This window comes from Chitinophaga sp. (assembly GCF_017745275.1).
Taxonomy (GTDB): Bacteria; Bacteroidota; Bacteroidia; order Chitinophagales; family Chitinophagaceae; genus Chitinophaga.
Genome location: NZ_JAGHZS010000003.1, coordinates 191,258 through 208,631 on the forward strand (window position 1 = coordinate 191,258; position 17,374 = coordinate 208,631).

Annotated in this window: 14 protein-coding genes; 9 read left to right on the forward strand and 5 right to left on the reverse strand. The window is 42.7% G+C overall.

The genetic code is table 11. The features are described from left to right. The first annotated feature begins 29 nt into the window (after window positions 1-29). Window positions 30-2,090: an OmpA family protein gene (locus tag J7623_RS10245; protein ID WP_291919840.1), complete on the forward strand. Its 2,061-nt coding sequence runs from the start codon at window positions 30-32 to the stop codon at window positions 2,088-2,090. A gap of 177 nt (window positions 2,091-2,267) precedes the next feature. On the opposite strand, the gene J7623_RS10250 is transcribed toward J7623_RS10245, so the two are convergent. Beyond that, window positions 2,268-2,774: a hypothetical protein gene (locus tag J7623_RS10250; RefSeq protein WP_291919842.1), complete on the reverse strand. Its 507-nt coding sequence runs from the start codon at window positions 2,772-2,774 to the stop codon at window positions 2,268-2,270. A 493-nt stretch (window positions 2,775-3,267) separates the two neighbouring features. Between J7623_RS10250 and J7623_RS10255 the strand changes: the two genes are divergently transcribed. Together J7623_RS10255 and J7623_RS10260 are read left to right on the forward strand one after the other, a co-directional pair. Then, window positions 3,268-4,683 (forward strand): MATE family efflux transporter, encoded by a 1,416-nt coding sequence (locus J7623_RS10255; RefSeq protein ID WP_291919844.1) that lies wholly within the window; start codon window positions 3,268-3,270, stop codon window positions 4,681-4,683. Between the two features lie 79 nt (window positions 4,684-4,762). Then, on the forward strand, window positions 4,763-5,686 hold the full coding sequence (locus J7623_RS10260; RefSeq protein WP_291919845.1) for a PfkB family carbohydrate kinase: 924 nt from the start codon (window positions 4,763-4,765) through the stop codon (window positions 5,684-5,686). 122 nt (window positions 5,687-5,808) lie between these two features. Here J7623_RS10260 and J7623_RS10265 read toward each other — a convergent pair whose 3' ends face one another. Beyond that, complete coding sequence (locus J7623_RS10265; protein ID WP_291919847.1) at window positions 5,809-6,600, reverse strand: S1/P1 nuclease; 792 nt, start codon at window positions 6,598-6,600, stop codon at window positions 5,809-5,811. Window positions 6,601-6,705: 105 nt separating this feature from the next. Between J7623_RS10265 and uvrB the strand changes: the two genes are divergently transcribed. The 4 genes from uvrB (at window position 6,706) to J7623_RS10285 (ending at window position 12,784) form a co-directional block, all read left to right on the forward strand. Continuing rightward, window positions 6,706-8,760, forward strand: coding sequence for an excinuclease ABC subunit UvrB (gene uvrB, locus J7623_RS10270; RefSeq protein WP_291919849.1), 2,055 nt, complete (start codon window positions 6,706-6,708; stop codon window positions 8,758-8,760). A 408-nt stretch (window positions 8,761-9,168) separates the two neighbouring features. Then, a complete protein-coding gene (locus J7623_RS10275; RefSeq protein WP_291919851.1) occupies window positions 9,169-10,560 on the forward strand; it encodes an ammonium transporter in 1,392 nt (463 codons plus the stop codon). 279 nt (window positions 10,561-10,839) lie between these two features. Then, window positions 10,840-11,925, forward strand: a complete 1,086-nt coding sequence (locus tag J7623_RS10280) for a porin (protein WP_291919853.1) — start codon at window positions 10,840-10,842, stop codon at window positions 11,923-11,925. A 199-nt stretch (window positions 11,926-12,124) separates the two neighbouring features. After that, window positions 12,125-12,784: a DUF2461 domain-containing protein gene (locus tag J7623_RS10285; protein ID WP_291919854.1), complete on the forward strand. Its 660-nt coding sequence runs from the start codon at window positions 12,125-12,127 to the stop codon at window positions 12,782-12,784. A gap of 41 nt (window positions 12,785-12,825) precedes the next feature. On the opposite strand, the gene J7623_RS10290 is transcribed toward J7623_RS10285, so the two are convergent. From J7623_RS10290 to J7623_RS10300, 3 genes are all read right to left on the reverse strand, one after another. Next, complete coding sequence (locus tag J7623_RS10290) at window positions 12,826-12,957, reverse strand: hypothetical protein (protein WP_291919856.1); 132 nt, start codon at window positions 12,955-12,957, stop codon at window positions 12,826-12,828. A 50-nt stretch (window positions 12,958-13,007) separates the two neighbouring features. Further along, window positions 13,008-13,226, reverse strand: coding sequence for a hypothetical protein (locus tag J7623_RS10295; protein WP_127042883.1), 219 nt, complete (start codon window positions 13,224-13,226; stop codon window positions 13,008-13,010). A gap of 350 nt (window positions 13,227-13,576) precedes the next feature. After that, complete coding sequence (locus J7623_RS10300; protein ID WP_291919860.1) at window positions 13,577-14,566, reverse strand: aspartate-semialdehyde dehydrogenase; 990 nt, start codon at window positions 14,564-14,566, stop codon at window positions 13,577-13,579. Between the two features lie 147 nt (window positions 14,567-14,713). Here J7623_RS10300 and J7623_RS10305 point away from each other — a divergent pair, with 147 nt between their 5' ends. Together J7623_RS10305 and J7623_RS10310 are read left to right on the forward strand one after the other, a co-directional pair. Next, complete coding sequence (locus J7623_RS10305) at window positions 14,714-16,417, forward strand: lamin tail domain-containing protein (protein ID WP_291919861.1); 1,704 nt, start codon at window positions 14,714-14,716, stop codon at window positions 16,415-16,417. Between the two features lie 93 nt (window positions 16,418-16,510). Continuing rightward, complete coding sequence (locus J7623_RS10310) at window positions 16,511-17,179, forward strand: DUF5606 domain-containing protein (RefSeq protein WP_291919863.1); 669 nt, start codon at window positions 16,511-16,513, stop codon at window positions 17,177-17,179. The last annotated feature ends 195 nt before the right edge of the window (window positions 17,180-17,374 follow it).

The window sequence follows — 17,374 nt, forward strand, 5'->3', positions numbered from 1 at the left end:
CTTATACTGAAAAAAGAAATGGAACCCTCATGAAAAAAATTACACTCTGTTGGCTGGTAGTTTTTTTAGGAATAATGAATGCGACGCAGGCGCAATATGTTTACGATTATAAACATACTGCAGATGTTTTTTACAATTCGAGAGATTATTATTCCGCAGCGCAATACTACAATAAGGCGCTTGGTACTTTCAAGATCAAACCAGAACAGGTATTACCCTATACCCTTGCCGGTTCCGCTCCTCCCAGTGGGAAATTGAAAGATTATCAACAGGTAGTAGCCAGATTGGCTGAATCTTATCGCCTGTTCTATGACTATGGTAACGCAGAAACCTGGTACGCCCAGCTCGTAGGGTTCAACAATCCCGCATATCCCCAGGCACGCTACTGGTATGCAGTATGTTTGCGTTTTAATGGGAAATATCAGCAGGCATTGGATGAATTTACCAAGTTCAAACAAAGCTATACTGCTGCAGACGAGTTGTCTGTAAGAACGCCTCTGGAAATTGCCTGCTGCCAGTTCGCTTTGTCAGAAGCGAATAAAGAACCAAGATTTACGATCGTAAAAACATCCGGTAACGTGAACGAAGGAGGCGCCAACTACGCCCCGGTTGTACTGGATGCTGGTACCTTAATGTATACGTCTTCCCGTTCCGACAATCCGCCTTTACCTACTCCTGCTACTAAATCCACGACAGCCAATAAAAAACAGCCTAAGGGTACCCCCTATGTAAACGCTTTATATACTGCCACCGGCAGTAATAATAACTATGACAACAGTCAGAAAGTAAAAATACCTGTAGCAAAAGGTTATGATCAGGGCGTATCTGCTGTTACACCAGATGGCAACTCCCTCTATCTTACCCGCTGGCAAATGAAGGATGGGGTAAAACAATCTGCTATTTACCTCAGCACCCGCCAAAATGGAGTATGGTCTGAACCTAAAATACTGGGAGATAATGTAAATGTACCAGGATACAATTCCATGCAACCATCTATCACGGCCGATGGAAAATATCTGTTGTTTGCTTCTAACAGACCTGGTGGTATGGGTAAAAATGATCTTTGGTACTGTATCATGACCAACGGGGTGCCAGGTGGAGCGCGTAACATGGGTACAGCTATCAATACCAAAGATGAAGAACAGGCACCGTTCTATGATGCAGAAAAGAACCTGCTGGTATTCAGCTCTGATGGCCGTGTAGGCTTGGGAGGCCTTGATTTCTTCCAGAGTGAAGGCGATTTCGGTACCTGGTCTACTCCTGTGAATATGGGAAAACCATTGAACTCTCCGAAAGATGATATCTACTATACTGCCCTCGATAATAGCCATCCTTTTGCAGCAGGTTTCATTAGCTCCGACAGGGAGTCTATCTGTTGCCTGGAAGTATTCGGTATTCAACGTATCCGCAAAATAGCCAGTGGACTTATCGTAGATTGTGATACCCATCAGCCATTACAAGGCGCCACTGTTACCCTGCTGGATACCGTGAGAAGGAAAACGATTAAAAAGATGACCCTGGGTACCGATGGCAGATATACCTTTGAAGTAGATCCACAACGCTACTACAAGATAGTTGCTGAAAAAGAGAACTATTTTACCAAAGCGCTCTATTTCAATACAGACGAATTACAGCGGGTGGATTCAATGGATAACCCAACACTGTGCCTCAAACATTATGAAGTTGAGAAGCCAATTGTACTCAATAATATTTACTACGACTTCAACAAAGCCACGCTTAGAGAAGAATCTAAAGTGGTGTTGGATACAGTGGTCGACATGTTGAAAGATAATCCGAAACTGACAATTGAAATGAGTGCGCACACAGATAGTGTAGGTTCTGTGAAGTACAACGAGAAATTGTCCCAGGCACGTGCACAGTCTTGCGTTGATTACCTGATTAGTAAAGGTATTTCACCTGATAGGCTCATTGCAAAAGGTTATGGTAAATCAAGACCAATTGCACCAAATTCACTGCCTAATCATAAAGATAATCCGGAAGGACGTCAGATGAATCGTAGAACAGAATTCAAGGTGTTGAAAAGACAAGTACAGGTAAAAGAAGAATACGATAATAGTAGTAGTCAGTAGAATTTTTTACGTGCAGTCGTATCCCGACTGCTTCCATATCCTATCTTTACCATAGCCGCGCATATGTTGCGCGGCTATTTTATTAGTAAGGTTTCCTGCTTAAATATATCAATAGGAAAAGCATATCCCTTTTCAAGGATATGCTTTTGATAGTTTTAATGTAAACGCTAAAGAGTATTAGTTGGATTTTCCAAACAGGCCGATAGCCAGCGTGTCTGCACCTTTCAGCACTTTAATGTGAGAAGCGATAGCCAGTGCGTTATCATATTTGAAAGCAGTGTCTTTCAATATACCACCAGCTTTGTTCACCTTGATAGATTTTACTTTATCGAAAATCTTTACATCCTGTGCAGCGCCGGTTCCAGTGAATCCACCTTTGAACAGGGTGTCAGTAACAGGTGCAACAGGTGTACCTGCAATCACGTAAGTATTGTATACTGCGTCTTTAGTATTTTTAGTGAGTTTCAATACTACGTTAACAGAGCTGTCAGTATTTTCAGTCAATACCAGGCTACCTACTTTGTTATCCTTATCAGCGCCAGTGCCTTTCAGATCAAAGGTTTTTGAGCGTGGGGTTGGAGGAGTTGGTTCATCATCATCTTTTTTGCAGGATGTGAAAGTAATACCCAATGCAGTAGCGAGCACTACTCCTGTCAGGAGCGTGTTTTTGTTGAACATAAGCATGATTTCCGTTTTATAAGAGTTTTAAGATTGCGATTTTAACAGTTGTGGTCTTACAACTGATATTGATCTTTTTGGTTTTTTGTTTGTGATAATTCTTTCTATATAGGTTTTCAGCGCTTACTAGTGAATGTTAAACGAGGTATGAAATAAAAAGTTACAGCTATAAGTAGAAATTTTTTTGAATGTTTATTTTAATCTTATGTAATCCTTGCTGGTAAAGAATTACAGAACAGTGGAAAATTATTTTTTTAAAGCATGGTAAGTATAACTGCATGTTTAACCATTTATCTTTTTGTAAGATAAATTTTCTTACAAGATCATTTTGGTGATTCAAAAATTAAATTACATTTGTAAAGCATCACAATGCGCCAACTGATCGAAATATGAAAAATTAATTAGACACGGTACTTCCGTTTGTCGCCCTCCCACTTCTTTTTTCTTGTTTGCTACGCCGTCACGGCGTAGTGTTCCCCCTTATTTTCAAATTTATTGTATGCATATTTTTAAGAAGATGCTATCTGGCATAGCTCGTTTCTTTCAATTATTTAAGATAGCCGTTACTGGTAGTGAAAAAGAATTTACAACCGGTAGTATTAACCGTGCTATTTTCTTACTCTCCATTCCAATGATCCTGGAGATGGCAATGGAGTCGCTTTTTGCAGTGGTAGATATTTATTTTGTTGGCCACCTGGGTGTGAATGCGATTACAACAGTTGGATTAACAGAATCAGTACTGTCATTGGTATATACCGGTGCTATGGGGCTAAGTATGGCTGCTACCGCTATGATCGCAAGACGAACTGGTGAGAAAGACCCTGATGGAGCCGCACATGCGGCAGTACAGGCGCTATACCCCGGCCTGATGGTTTCTTTACTGGTAGGCGTTGTTGGGATATTTTTCTCGAAAGATATATTACTGTTAATGGGTGCTGCCAAAGAAGTGGCAGATTACGGTGTTGCCTATACGAAGATAGTACTCGGTGGCAATGTAGTTGTTATCTTATTGTTTTTGATCAATGGTATTTTTCGCGGGGCAGGCGATGCCGCATTAGCGATGAGAACATTGTGGCTGGCCAACGGCTTGAATATTTTACTTTGTCCGTTATTGATTTCCGGCTGGGGCCCCGTTCCGGCTTTGGGACTGGAAGGTGCGGCTATTGCTACATTGATAGGCAGGGGTGCCGGTGTAACTTACCAGTTATATCACCTGGTAAGAGGAAAGGGATTAATAAGAATAACAAAAAAGCATCTGGCGCCCGTGTGGTCACTGATTATTTCGGTATTGAAAATAGCCATGGGAGCAACTGCTCAAATGCTGATTGCCTCTGCTAGCTGGATCTTCCTGGTACGCATCATTTCTTACTTTGGGAAGGATGCCGTGGCGGGTTACACCATCGCGATACGGGTAATGATTTTCACCATTTTACCGGCATGGGGAATGGCCAATGCTGCTGCTGCGCTGGTGGGGCAAAACCTGGGAGCGCAGCAACCAGAACGTGCTGCTACCTCAGCATGGCGTGCCGCATTCTTTAATATGATTTTCCTGGGACTGGTAGCCATCGTATTTATGGTAGGATCACCTGGTATAATTAGTTTTTTTACAAACGATGCGGAGGTAAAAGCTATCGCGGTACAATGTCTCCGGCTGGTAAGCGCCGGCTACATCTTTTATGCTTTCGGTATGGTGTTAACCCAATCCTTTAATGGTGCCGGTGATACCCGTACGCCCATGATGATCAATCTTTTCGCGATGTGGATGTTTCAGATGCCGTTGGCCTATACCCTTTCCGTATGGCTAAAGATGGGGCCTGAAGGTGTGTTCTGGTCTATCGTGCTGGCAGAATCTGCGGCCGCTATAGCGGCCATCCTGTTGTTTCGCCGTGGGGCCTGGAAGGCGGTAAAGATTTAGCTTTCCGCTTTCTATAGAAGTAGTTACCTTTGCCAGGTTTTGTATTAAATTTTAAAATAATAAAAATTAACTAAATAGCATGTCACTTACGGTTGTAGGCACTATGGCGTTCGATGAAATCGAAACCCCCTTTGGCAAATCAGGTAAAATCATTGGTGGTTCCGCCACTTACATCGCATGGGCTGCGTCTAACTTTGTTCAGCCAATTAACCAGGTATCTGTAATCGGGGAAGATTTCCCTCAATCAGAACTGGATGCCCTGGCTGCAAAAGGTGTAGCGCTGGATGGCGTGCAACACAAACCGGGAGAAAAAACTTTCTATTGGTCTGGCAAGTACCATATGGATATGAATACCCGTGACTCCCTGGCTACAGAACTGAATGTACTGGCTGACTTTAAACCGGTTATTCCTGAAAGCTACCAGGGAAGCGAATTCCTGATTTTGGGTAACCTCACTCCACAGGTACAAATGAGCGTACTGGATCAGTTGAAAGTACGTCCTAAGCTGATCGTAATGGATACCATGAACTTCTGGATGGAAGTAGCATTGGATGATCTGCTGAAAGTATTAAAAAGAGTAGACGTGCTGATGGTGAACGACGGAGAAGCCCGCCAGCTGAGTGGTGAATATTCATTGGTAAAAGCTGCCCGTAAGATTATGTCTATGGGGCCCCGTTACCTGATCATTAAGAAGGGGGAACACGGCGCACTGTTATTCTACGAAAATCATGTATTCTTTGCACCTGCTATGCCATTGGATGATGTATACGATCCAACCGGCGCCGGTGATACTTTTGCCGGTGGTTTTATAGGTCACCTGGCTAAGACAAAAGATATTTCGTTCGAAAATATGAAGACCGCTATCATCGTAGGTTCTGCCATGGCATCTTTCTGTGTGGAGAAATTCGGTACAGAGCGTATCCGCGAAATTACACAAGAAGACATCTCTGCCCGCCTGGAACAGTTCGTGCAGTTGGTTAATTTTGATATAGATCTGGTATAGCCGAAAGCATAAAGCTAAAAGTAAAAAGCTATTGAGGTGAATGATAAGAGCGGGTATTTAAATTACTCTTTCGCTCCTGTCTTCGCCTCAATAGCTTTTTACTTTTAGCTTTATGCTTTCAGCTATTTATAAATACTATTTAATACAGCGGCCAGTCTTAACCCTCCTTTCAATAACTGTTGGTTCAAATCAGCTACAAAAACATAGTTATAGCGATAGCTGAGTTTGGAGTCGGGTTTGGTATAACCATAAACCTTGTCGGCCAGCAAATGCGACTCAAACATCCAGTCGGCGATAGAACCTTGCTGTAAACGCTTAATTTCAGCAGTAGGAGCTATATTTAGCGCTTTGGTATATTCGGTGTAGCTCAGCTGCTGGAAATCGATCAGTTGTTCATCCCAAACCCGGTGAAGGTTAGAGGCTTTGTCGAACCACATTACATTGATTTTGTTGCCGCCCATGTCTTCATCACGGCCCACATGCAGGGGTTGATGCATATCCCCCATCATATGTACCAGGAAAGTAAGGGCAAATAAATGCTTTTCCTTAGTCAGCGTACGGTTTTTCAGGTCTTTAATCATCGCCTGGGTTTCGGTATACAGGTTTTCGCCGGTAGCTGCAGCCAGTAACTGGTTGAATTGCTCACGTTCAATACCGGCCGGAAAATCGAGATAATGCCAGGTGTTGGTATGATCATATTGGTGAGTGGTGTCCGACTTAATAAAGTCAGGCCAGTTGGCAATCATGGCCATGCTTTGTGATCCCAGGATCCGCGTAATCGCTTTGCGCGCTTTAGGTGTCAGGTGAAGCCAGGCAATTTCAGCAGTAATGCGGTGTCCATTAGGACCCCAGGCAAAGGTGGCAAGCGGAAGCAGGAAGGCCACTATCAGGCCCATTACAATTTTTTTTCTCATAAGTCTGTCCTTGGTATAAACCGTAAAATTAAAGCTTCTTTTTTAACACTTTAACTTCCTTATTCTTTAGTATTTTTACAGGTACTGCTCAAATATTATTTCAATATGCCTTTTAGTATCCATGCACCATATGCTCCTGCTGGTGATCAGCCGGAAGCTATTAAACAGTTAACCCAGGGCCTCAACGCAGGAGAACCATTTCAGACCCTGCTGGGGGTAACCGGTTCCGGAAAAACCTACACTGTAGCCAATGTAATACAGCAGGTACAACGTCCTACCCTTGTTTTAACACATAATAAAACCCTGGTAGCCCAGTTGTACGGCGAATTCCGGCAGTTTTTCCCGGATAATGCGGTAGAATATTATGTATCCTACTACGACTATTACCAGCCGGAAGCTTATATGCCGGTAAGTGATACCTATATAGAGAAAGATCTGGCTATCAACGAGGAGTTGGATAAACTCCGGTTGAAAACCACTGCTAACCTGCTTTCCGGTCGTCGCGATATTATCGTGGTAGCCAGTGTGTCCTGTATTTATGGTATCGGTAACCCTACCGATTACGAAAATGGGATTATCCGCATCCGGAAAGGACAAACCCTGAGCCGTAATACGTTGTTACACGGATTGGTAAATTCCTTGTATAGCCGTACCACCGCTGACTTTAACAGGGGCAACTTCCGGGTTAAAGGAGATACAGTAGATATTAACCTGCCTTACGTGGATTATGGCTACCGGATTACTTTTTTTGGAGATGAGATTGAAGAGATAGAAACCATTGATGTGCAGAACAGCAAACGTATTACTGTAGTGGAAAATGCCGCCATTTTCCCGGCTAATATGTACCTGGCACCTAAAGAGATGATGCAGCAAATCATCTTTGAAATACAGGATGAGCTGAAAGCACAGGTAGACTATTTTAAAGCCAATGGTAAACTAATAGAAGCCCAGCGTTTATCTGAGAGGGTAAATTATGATGTGGAAATGATCCGTGAGCTGGGCTACTGCAGCGGTATTGAGAACTATTCCCGGTTCCTGGACCGTCGTAAACCTGGCGCCAGGCCATTCTGCCTGTTGGATTATTTTCCGGACGACTTCCTGCTGGTGGTAGATGAGAGCCACGTAACGATTCCGCAAATTGGCGCCATGTATGGTGGCGACCGTTCCCGTAAACTAAACCTGGTGGAATTTGGTTTCCGTTTACCATCGGCAATGGATAACCGCCCGCTCAATTTCTATGAGTTCGAAAACCTGGTGAACCAGGCCATTTTTGTGAGCGCTACACCAGGTGATTATGAACTGAAGAAAACGGAAGGGGTGGTAGTAGAGCAGGTGGTACGTCCTACCGGCCTGCTGGAGCCTCCTATTGAAGTAAGACCTAGTGTAAACCAGGTGGACGATCTGCTGGAAGAAATAGATAAACGGGTACAGAAAGGGGACCGTGTGCTGGTGACTACGCTCACCAAGCGTATGGCGGAGGAAATGGACAAATACCTGGGACGTATTAATATTAAGTCGCGCTACATTCACTCGGAAGTAGACACCCTGGAGCGTATAGAAATATTACGTGACCTGCGGTTGGGTAATATAGATGTATTAGTAGGGGTAAACCTGCTGAGAGAGGGATTGGATTTACCGGAAGTATCACTGGTAGCTATCCTGGATGCCGATAAGGAGGGTTTCCTGCGTGATGAGCGTTCGCTGACGCAAACAGCTGGTCGTGCGGCACGTAATGTGGATGGGTTGGTAATTTTTTATGCAGATACTATCACAGAGAGTATGCAGCGCACCATAGATGAAACAGATCGTCGCCGGGAAAAGCAGGTAGCTTTTAACCTGGCGCATAATATTACCCCGAAAACGGTTCGCAAAAGCAAGGAACAGATCCTTGGACAAACGTCTGTATTGGAAATTAAGCATTTCGATGAAAATTCTCCGATGGCGATACATGATGAGGTGCAGTTAGTGGCGGAGGATGCTATGGAATATGCGAAATCTTCTGCTGCAGCGGTGAAAACGATTCCGCAGATGGAGAAATCTATTGCGAAGGTGAAGAAGGATATGGAAAAGGCAGCCCGCGATCTTGATTTTATGGAAGCAGCTCGTTTAAGGGATCAGATGTTTGCGATGGAGCGAGAATTATTAGAAATGAAACAATAAATGAGTTTGTCTGGAAATAATATTATATAGAATTAATTATAATATAATTGGCTGTTTTTTTATATTGAAATGATTTTATTGTAATTTATATTATATTGTTTGTCAGGTGTTTATGTGATTGTTTTCGGTAATACTGTCACACATACACCTGGCAAATTTTAAAATTGTTAACCTTCTCATAATACTTGTTTAATGAGTTGGTATTCAACTAATTATATCCAATATTCCGACTCTTCTTTAAGCTGAAATTCTGAAAAAGTATAATTAATATTATTATTTATTATTATATAATTGACTTAATCCTAAATATTGCACCGTTCATTCAAATATTTCTATTTTTAGCGCCTTCTATTTGATGTTTTAAATTTCGGATCTACTTTTATTTAAGAAATTTAAAAATCAAACGCTATGAAGAGAATATCACTACAGGACTACCTGCCCTTCATTTTCCTTGCGATTGTTGCAATTGTTGGAATTTTTATCCCTTCCCTACCGAATTTTGCAGATGCCAGTAAGTATAATTCCGCTGATATTGCCTGGATTCTGGTAGCGTCTTCCCTGGTATTTTTAATGACCCCTGGTTTGTCCTTCTTCTACGGAGGCATGGTAAACAAAAAGAATGTGATTTCTACCATGATGCAAAGCTTCATTGCAACAGGCCTGATAAGCCTAGTATGGCTGGTAGTTGGTTTCAGTTTGGCGTTTGGTAAATCTCATGGAGGTATTATTGGAGATCCCCGCACATTTTTCATGTTCCAGAACGTTGGTTCAAGTGGACCATGGAGCCTGGCCCCTACTATTCCACTGTTGTTGTTTGCTCTCTTCCAGATGAAGTTTGCCATCATCACGCCAGCGCTGGTAGTAGGTGCAGTAGCAGAAAGAATTCGCTTTACTTCCTATGTATTATTCATGGTGTTGTTCAGTTTATTAGTATATGCTCCTATTGCACACTGGACCTGGCATCCGGACGGTATCCTGTTTAAATTAGGAGTGTTGGATTTTGCTGGTGGTACAGTGGTACACATTTCAGCTGGTTGTGCGGCACTGGCTGGTGCACTGGTACTGAAAAGAAGAAAAGATCATATTGAGAAAAAAGAATTGCAACCAGCAAACATCCCGTTTGTTTTACTGGGTACCGGTTTGCTCTGGTTTGGCTGGTTTGGATTTAATGCAGGATCTGCATTATCAGCTAACGCGCTGGCTGCAACTGCTTTTGCTACTACTAATACCGCTACTGCTGCTGCTGGTTTATCCTGGGTATTTTTTGATGTAATCCGTGGTAGAAAACCATCTGCACTTGGCTTCTGCATCGGTGCTGTAGTTGGTCTGGTGGCCATTACGCCGGCTGCTGGTTTTGTTGCTATCCCGCAAAGTATATTTATCGGATTCATCGCTGCCATTATCTCTAACGTAGCTGTACACTGGAAATCAAAAACAAGTATTGATGATACCCTTGATGTATTCCCTTGCCACGGTTTAGGTGGTATGGTAGGTATGTTGCTCACCGGTATTTTTGCTACTAAAGCAGTTAATGATGCAGGCAACAACGGCTGGTTTTACGGAAACTTTGAGTTGTTCAAAAACCAGGTGCTCGGTCTGCTGCTGGTAGTAGGCTACAGCTTTACTGTCTCTTATGGTATCTTCAAACTCATCAACTTTATCCACCCACTCCGTGTAACAGAAGAAGAAGAAGAACTGGGACTGGATGTTACTCAACACAACGAGAACTACCATCCTTCTCTGATCAGTGTGTCTGATAATGGCTCGCTGAAAGAAGAAGATGAACTGATACATTCCTGAAAAGGAATCAGGATCAGACAGGAGTTCACGTTCCCTGAATTTGATTTGTATCAACTTTATTAAACATATACTTTATGTTGTAAGAACCTGGAATGGATAATTGGTAGCTACCTCGCTGTAAATAAGTGAAACTCGCACCAATCATGGCAACCAATTATCCATTCCTGTCTATTCTGATTGTAGCATCATCAGAAAGCACGCGTACACCCTCCCCGAAACAATCCACGAGCAAGGCAAGGCCGTATTAGTACATACATTTTATCAACCAAATTTATAAGTATGAAAAGAATGTTAACGACCTTATTTGTTATGGGCAGCAGTCTCGCTGCTATGTCTCAATCCACAACGGATACTACTGTAGCACCTGCTTTCAAATTATCCGGATCCGCTGATGTATACTATAAGTACAATCTAAATGGAAACAATACAGATAATAAAACCAGTTTTACCAATTCACACAATTCTTTTGAGTTAGGGATGGTGTCGCTGAAGGTAGAACATGGATTTAAAAAAGGAAGTATTGTGGCCGACCTGGGATTCGGTAAAAGAGCGGGAGAATTTTCGTATAATGACGCTCCCGGATCTTCAAATGGTCTATCTATGGCTATCAAACAATTATATGTGGCTTATCAGTTAACAGATAAAATAAAAGTAAGCCTGGGTAGTTTTGCCACGCACATTGGATATGAATTGGTAGATGCTTATGCCAACAGGAATTATAGCATGAGCTATATGTTTAGTTATGGTCCTTTTTTCAATACAGGTGTTAAAGCGGACATTGCTATCACATCTTCCTTAAGCGCTATGGTAGGAGTATTCAACCCTACCGATCTGAAATCAGTATCCCAAAACAATCATAAGTATATTGGGGCGCAATTGGGCTTCGCTCCTGCTGAAACGCCCATCAAATTATACCTGAATTACCTCGAAGGAAAGGATACAAGCGGTATCCAGAATCATCAGGTAGACCTGGTAGCTACTTATCAGATTAATAAAGTGTTTGGCCTTGGTTATAATGCTACTTATAGTACTTATTCAGATACGCGTGTACCGAAAAGTACCCGTGATAATGCAAAGTGGTGGGGAAATGCGCTTTATGTAAATCTTGACTTTACAGATAAAGTAGGACTCACTTTACGTGGTGAATACTTTAGTGATAAAGATGGACTGAAAGTATTTGGAGCTGTGCCGGACGGCGGAAATGTAGTAGCCGGTACACTCACCTTAAATTATAAGGTAGGAAACCTGACTATTATGCCGGAATTCAGACTGGATAAAGCATCTGCTGATATATTCAGTAAGTCTGATGGGAAGCCCTATGATATGACATCTAATGTATTGTTAGCCGCTACTTATCATTTTTAGCAAAAAGTTTAAAACAGAAGTGCTAAAGCACCTGTAAACAAAGCCAAAAGCTTGCAGCGAATAATGGAATCGGATGAGTAACATTAATACTCGCTTCCGTCAGTCGCTGCAAGCTTTTGGCTTTGTTTACAGGTGCTTTGGCACTTCTGCTTTTAGCTTTTGCTCTTTTGTATTATCTTGAGGGTAAAATAGAATAATAATGCTGCAGCCTTCCACGTTAAAATTTTTAAAATCGCTTAAACTGAATAATAATAAAGTTTGGTTTGACGAACACAGAACCGAATATTTAGCGGCAAAAGATGATTTTGAAAGCATGGTACAGCAACTCATAGATGGGTTGGCCAAACAAGATGCCTCGGTGCAGGGATTACAGGTAAAAGATTGTGTATATCGTATTTATAAGGATGTTCGGTTTTCAAAAGATAAAACCCCTTATAAAACTAACCTGGGTGCTGCCTTTCAACCAGGTGGTAAAAAATCAACGCTGGCGGGATATTATTTTCAACTGGAGCCGGGTGGCAACAGTTTTGCCGGAGGTGGTATCTGGATGCCGGCTGCGCCGGATCTGAAAAAAATCAGACAGGAGATAGATTATAACTTCCATGAGTTTGAGCAAATCATTTCCAACAAGGAATTTATCAAACACTTTGGAAAGGTGGATGGAGATGCATTGAAAACGGCTCCGCAGGGATATCAGCCGGATAATCCTGCTATTGCATACCTGAAGCTTAAAAGCGTGCTGGTGTCGCGCCCTGTTACTGATGAAGCCTGCACACAGCCTTCTCTTGTAAGAGACATACTGAAAACATTTGCGATCATGCAGCCCTTGATCCGGTTTCTCAACCGGGCAATGGATTAGCTTAAAAGTAGGTTATTAGTTTATCAGATAAGTAACAGGATTTAATAGTCGCCGCTTATTAGTTTTGAAATGGCAACGCCAAACAGTAGCAAAAAGAGCAAACCGCCAACGATGCCTGATATCCAAATTAATAAATAAGCAAGTGGCTCTTTGTCTTTTCCCGGCAACTTCATCTTAACAGGTTATCTGATAAACTAATAATTACCTCCTGGATTTTCCAGCATTAATTCTTGTGAATCAGGAATTCGAACGGACGAGCCTTACGATTCTTTAAAAGATTTTCCTTGTCCGTACGCGCGTGGGCAAAACGTTGATTATAAACATTCGCCACCTCGATAATAGGTATAATCCCATCCAAAGTATCCTGCTGATCAACAATATTCATGATCCGTGATACCTGTGAGGAGAAATTGGTGCTCCACTCTTCGGTGAACTTGTGCATTAACAGAAGCTCGCGATTGGTGTTGGTTTTCATAGGACTTAAGGGTGTTTTCTGATTAGAAAATAACGAAAAATACCGGCATCTCTAAAATTGGACTACTCTTCTTTTTCAAAGAGTTTTAGTTGGCATAGGATTATTAATTCCAAAATTGGATTTTATCCTGCACAAATCAATACTACTTCCGTGTAATTTTTAAGCTTTTTGTGTTATCGTTTTATGAATCTCATAAAAAAGAGCAAGCGGTAAAGCGCTTGCTCTTAATGAGTTATAGATCTATTTTCGTATAGTCATCTGCGGGAGATGCATTTAAGGGCAATTTAACCCCTTAATTACATAGCACAACAGTATGATTACAGCCAGTGCTTACCACTGAGGTATTCTGCAATCTGTACCGCGTTAGTAGCCGCACCTTTACGGAGATTATCCGCTACAATCCACATATTCACTGTTTTAGGCTGTGTTTCATCCCTGCGGATACGGCCTACAAACACTTCATCTTTATCGTGTGCATCTTTAGGCATTGGATACTGTGCTTTAGACGGATCGTCCACTACAATCACGCCTGGTGTTTGTGCCAGTAAAGCACGTATATCCGCTACTTCGTATTCATTTTCAAATTCAATGTTCACAGATTCACTATGACCACCCATTACCGGAATACGTACAGTCGTAGCCGTTACCAGGATGCTGTCATCTCTCATAATCTTCTTTGTTTCATTTACCATCTTCATCTCTTCTTTCGTATAGCCGTTGTCGAGAAACACGTCTATCTGCGGAATAACATTCAGATCTATTGGATAAGCATATGCCATTTCACCGGTAATACCTTGTCTTTCATTCATTAACTGGGTCACCGCTTTTACACCGGTACCAGTTACTGACTGATAAGTAGATACCACCACTCTCTTAATTTTATATTTTTCGTGCAATGGTTTCAGTACCAGCACCATCTGAATAGTTGAACAGTTAGGATTGGCAATGATTTTATCTTCCTGGGTAATAGCATCGCCATTAACTTCCGGTACTACCAGCTTTTTGGTAGGGTCCATTCTCCATGCGCTGGAGTTGTCGATCACCGTAATACCTGCTGCCGCAAATTTAGGTGCCCATTCCAGGGAAGTACTACCGCCTGCAGAAAAAATAGCCACATTTGGCTGCATGGAAATAGCCGTTTCAGCATTTACCACCTTCCAGGTCTTGCCCTTAAATGTTACTTCCTTACCTACGGACTTCTCAGAAGCCACTGGAATCAATTCAGTAACGGGAAAATTTCTTTCCGTTAACACCTGTAACATTTTTGAGCCTACCAATCCGGTCGCTCCTACTACGGCAACTTTCATTTGTTTTTACATTTTAAATTTTGGAAGCCCAAAATTAATGTATAGCAAGCGCTTTTCATAGCACTAAGATTTTTTTTTACTGTTTACACGGCATTAACAAGGTGTACTATTTTGAATAGTAAGTTTGGAACCCATAAAACCCCGAATATGAGAATGCCCATTGTTTGTGGCTGCATATTGTTGCAGGCCCTCGCCGGTTTTACCCAATCGGCTCACCGTTATGACGTAGTCATACACGAAATAATGCCCAAACCCACTCCTGTTAATGGTTTGCCGCCTTATGAATATATAGAACTCCGAAATGTAAGCCAGCAGCCGGTACAACTGAAAAACTGGCGCCTGGCGGTGAATAAGCGCGAAGTATTATTGCCGGAATATCTGTTGCCTGCAGATAGCTTGTTGCTGCTATGTCCATCTGCTGCCGTAGATAGCTATCACACGGCCAATGTGAAAGGATTGGAGCGCTTTCCTTCTATTGCGGATGATACGGCCCTGATAGTGCTGTACAATCCCTCCAGGAGCGTTATACATGCGGTGAACTATCACCAGGGCTGGTATGGACCTGCCAGGCCGAAAGGAGGTATCAGCCTGGAAATGATTAACACCGCCCTGCCCTGCAGCGGAAAGATGAACTGGCAGCCCAGCATCGCCCCTGCGGGAGGCACTCCCGGAAAGGTCAATGCAGTAGCGGCCAATACAATAGATGATACCCGCCCCGATTTGCTCTTTGCCGCTATAACAGATAGCCTGCACTTACTACTGCAGTATAGTAAAACGGTGGACAGCGCCATAGCGGCAGATCCCACGCATTACCAACTGAGCGGCGATATAAAAATAACCGGCTGCGAGGTATTGCCTCCTTTGTTTACCAGCGTTGTACTGCGACTCTCTGCGCCGATTCAACCGGAACAAAGTTATTTGTTGAACACGGCCGGCGTTACCGGCTGTTACCAGGAAGAAAGTAATATCCATACCAGTGTTACCATAGGGGTGCCCCAACTGCCCCTGGCGCAGGATATCGTGATCAATGAAATTCTCTTTTATCCACCTCCCGGGGTACCGGAATTTATAGAGATCTATAATCGTAGCCAGAAAGCGGTTGCGCTGAAGCAATTATATTTTGGGGTGAGAAAAGACGGGAAGCCCGCGTCCCTAAAGCCATTAGGCACTGCCGGCAGGTTATTGATGCCAGGGCAATTCCTGGCTATCACTACAGATGCGGCTTTACTATGCCGCCATTACCTTTGCAAAGCCCCTGAAAATATACAGGAAGTAAGTAGTTTGCCCGGGATGCCGATGGCTGCCGGAGATATTTTGCTGTTGAGGGCAGATAGTACCATTATAGATGAATTACCATACCAGGACGGCCAACACTTTCCCCTCGCCAGTACTTTACAAGGGATTTCCCTGGAGCGTTTGCAATATGATGTTCCCGCCAGTCAGGGCGATAACTGGCATTCCGCCGCTGCCACCGTGGGATATGCAACACCCGGCACCCTTAATTCCCAGCGCCGGGTGGAAGCAGCGGATTCCCTCAATATTGTAATCGATCCGGCTGCGTTTACTCCTGACAATGACGGAATAGATGATGTGATGAAAATTTCCTGGCAACTGCCCGGCCCCGGCTACCTTGGAAATATTACCATCTTTGATATACGAGGCCGGCCCGTACGTTTGCTGGCGCGTAATTTATTATTGGGAAACAACGGATATTTGCAGTGGAATGGAATTGGAGAAAATGCAGTAGTTTTACCATCAGGGATTTATATATTTTTTATAGAAATATTTAATATCAAAGGAGTCGTCAAACACTGGAAACGCACAGTGGTCATGGCACGAAAGTTGACCTGACCGGCTTCCCCGTTGCAGGCTTTTTAGCTGTTAAAAATAGCAGCGGTCAATCTATTATAATTATTTATATTTGCGCTTCCTAAAAATTTGAACATGCAGTACAGAGAAATTGTTGCAGTAACCGGGTTGGGCGGTTTGTTTCAGTTAGTAGCCAGCAAACAAGATGGCGCCATCGTAAGGTCACTGGAAGATAAAAGTACAAGGTTTGTATCTTCCCGCGTGCATAATTTTACTCCACTGGAAAGTATTGAAGTATTCACTACCGGCGAAAACGTAAACCTGGCTGAAGTATTTAAAGCCATGGATGAAAAAGCAGCGGCATTCCCGCCTGTAGCAGGTAAAGCAGATAACAATGCTATCAAAGCTTATTTCAAAAACGTATTCCCTGAATTTGATGAAGACAGAGTGTATGTGAGTGATATGAAGAAGATGGTGAAATGGTTCGGTATCCTCAAATCAAACGACCTGTTGAAATTTGAAGAAATTCTGGCCAATGGTGAAGGTGAAGTAGAAGAAGTGGCTGTAGAAGAAACCGCTGCTCCTGAGAAAAAGAAAAAAGCCGCTCCTGCTGCTGAAGCTGCAGAAGTAGCCACAGAAGAAAAGCCTAAAAAGACACGTGCTAAAAAGGCGGTAGAAGGTGAAGAAGGTGCTGAAGAAAAAGCGCCTAAGAAAGCCAAAGCAAAGAAAGATGACGCGCCGGCAGCAGAAGGTGAAGAACCTAAAAAAGTTGCAAAGCCACGCAAGAAGAAAACAGAAGAATAGTAAGAACCAGTTATTGATGAATAACGGATTGTTTCCAACAGTTTAATATTCATGAATAACATTATAGTTCAGGCTTCTATTTACAGAATTATAATTCTGTGAATAGAAGCCTGAATCGTTTTAGCATTCCGGTTTTTTAACGATTCTTTTAAGCAGATTCGCCCGGCATTCGCACAAAAATTCCTAAATTTCTAC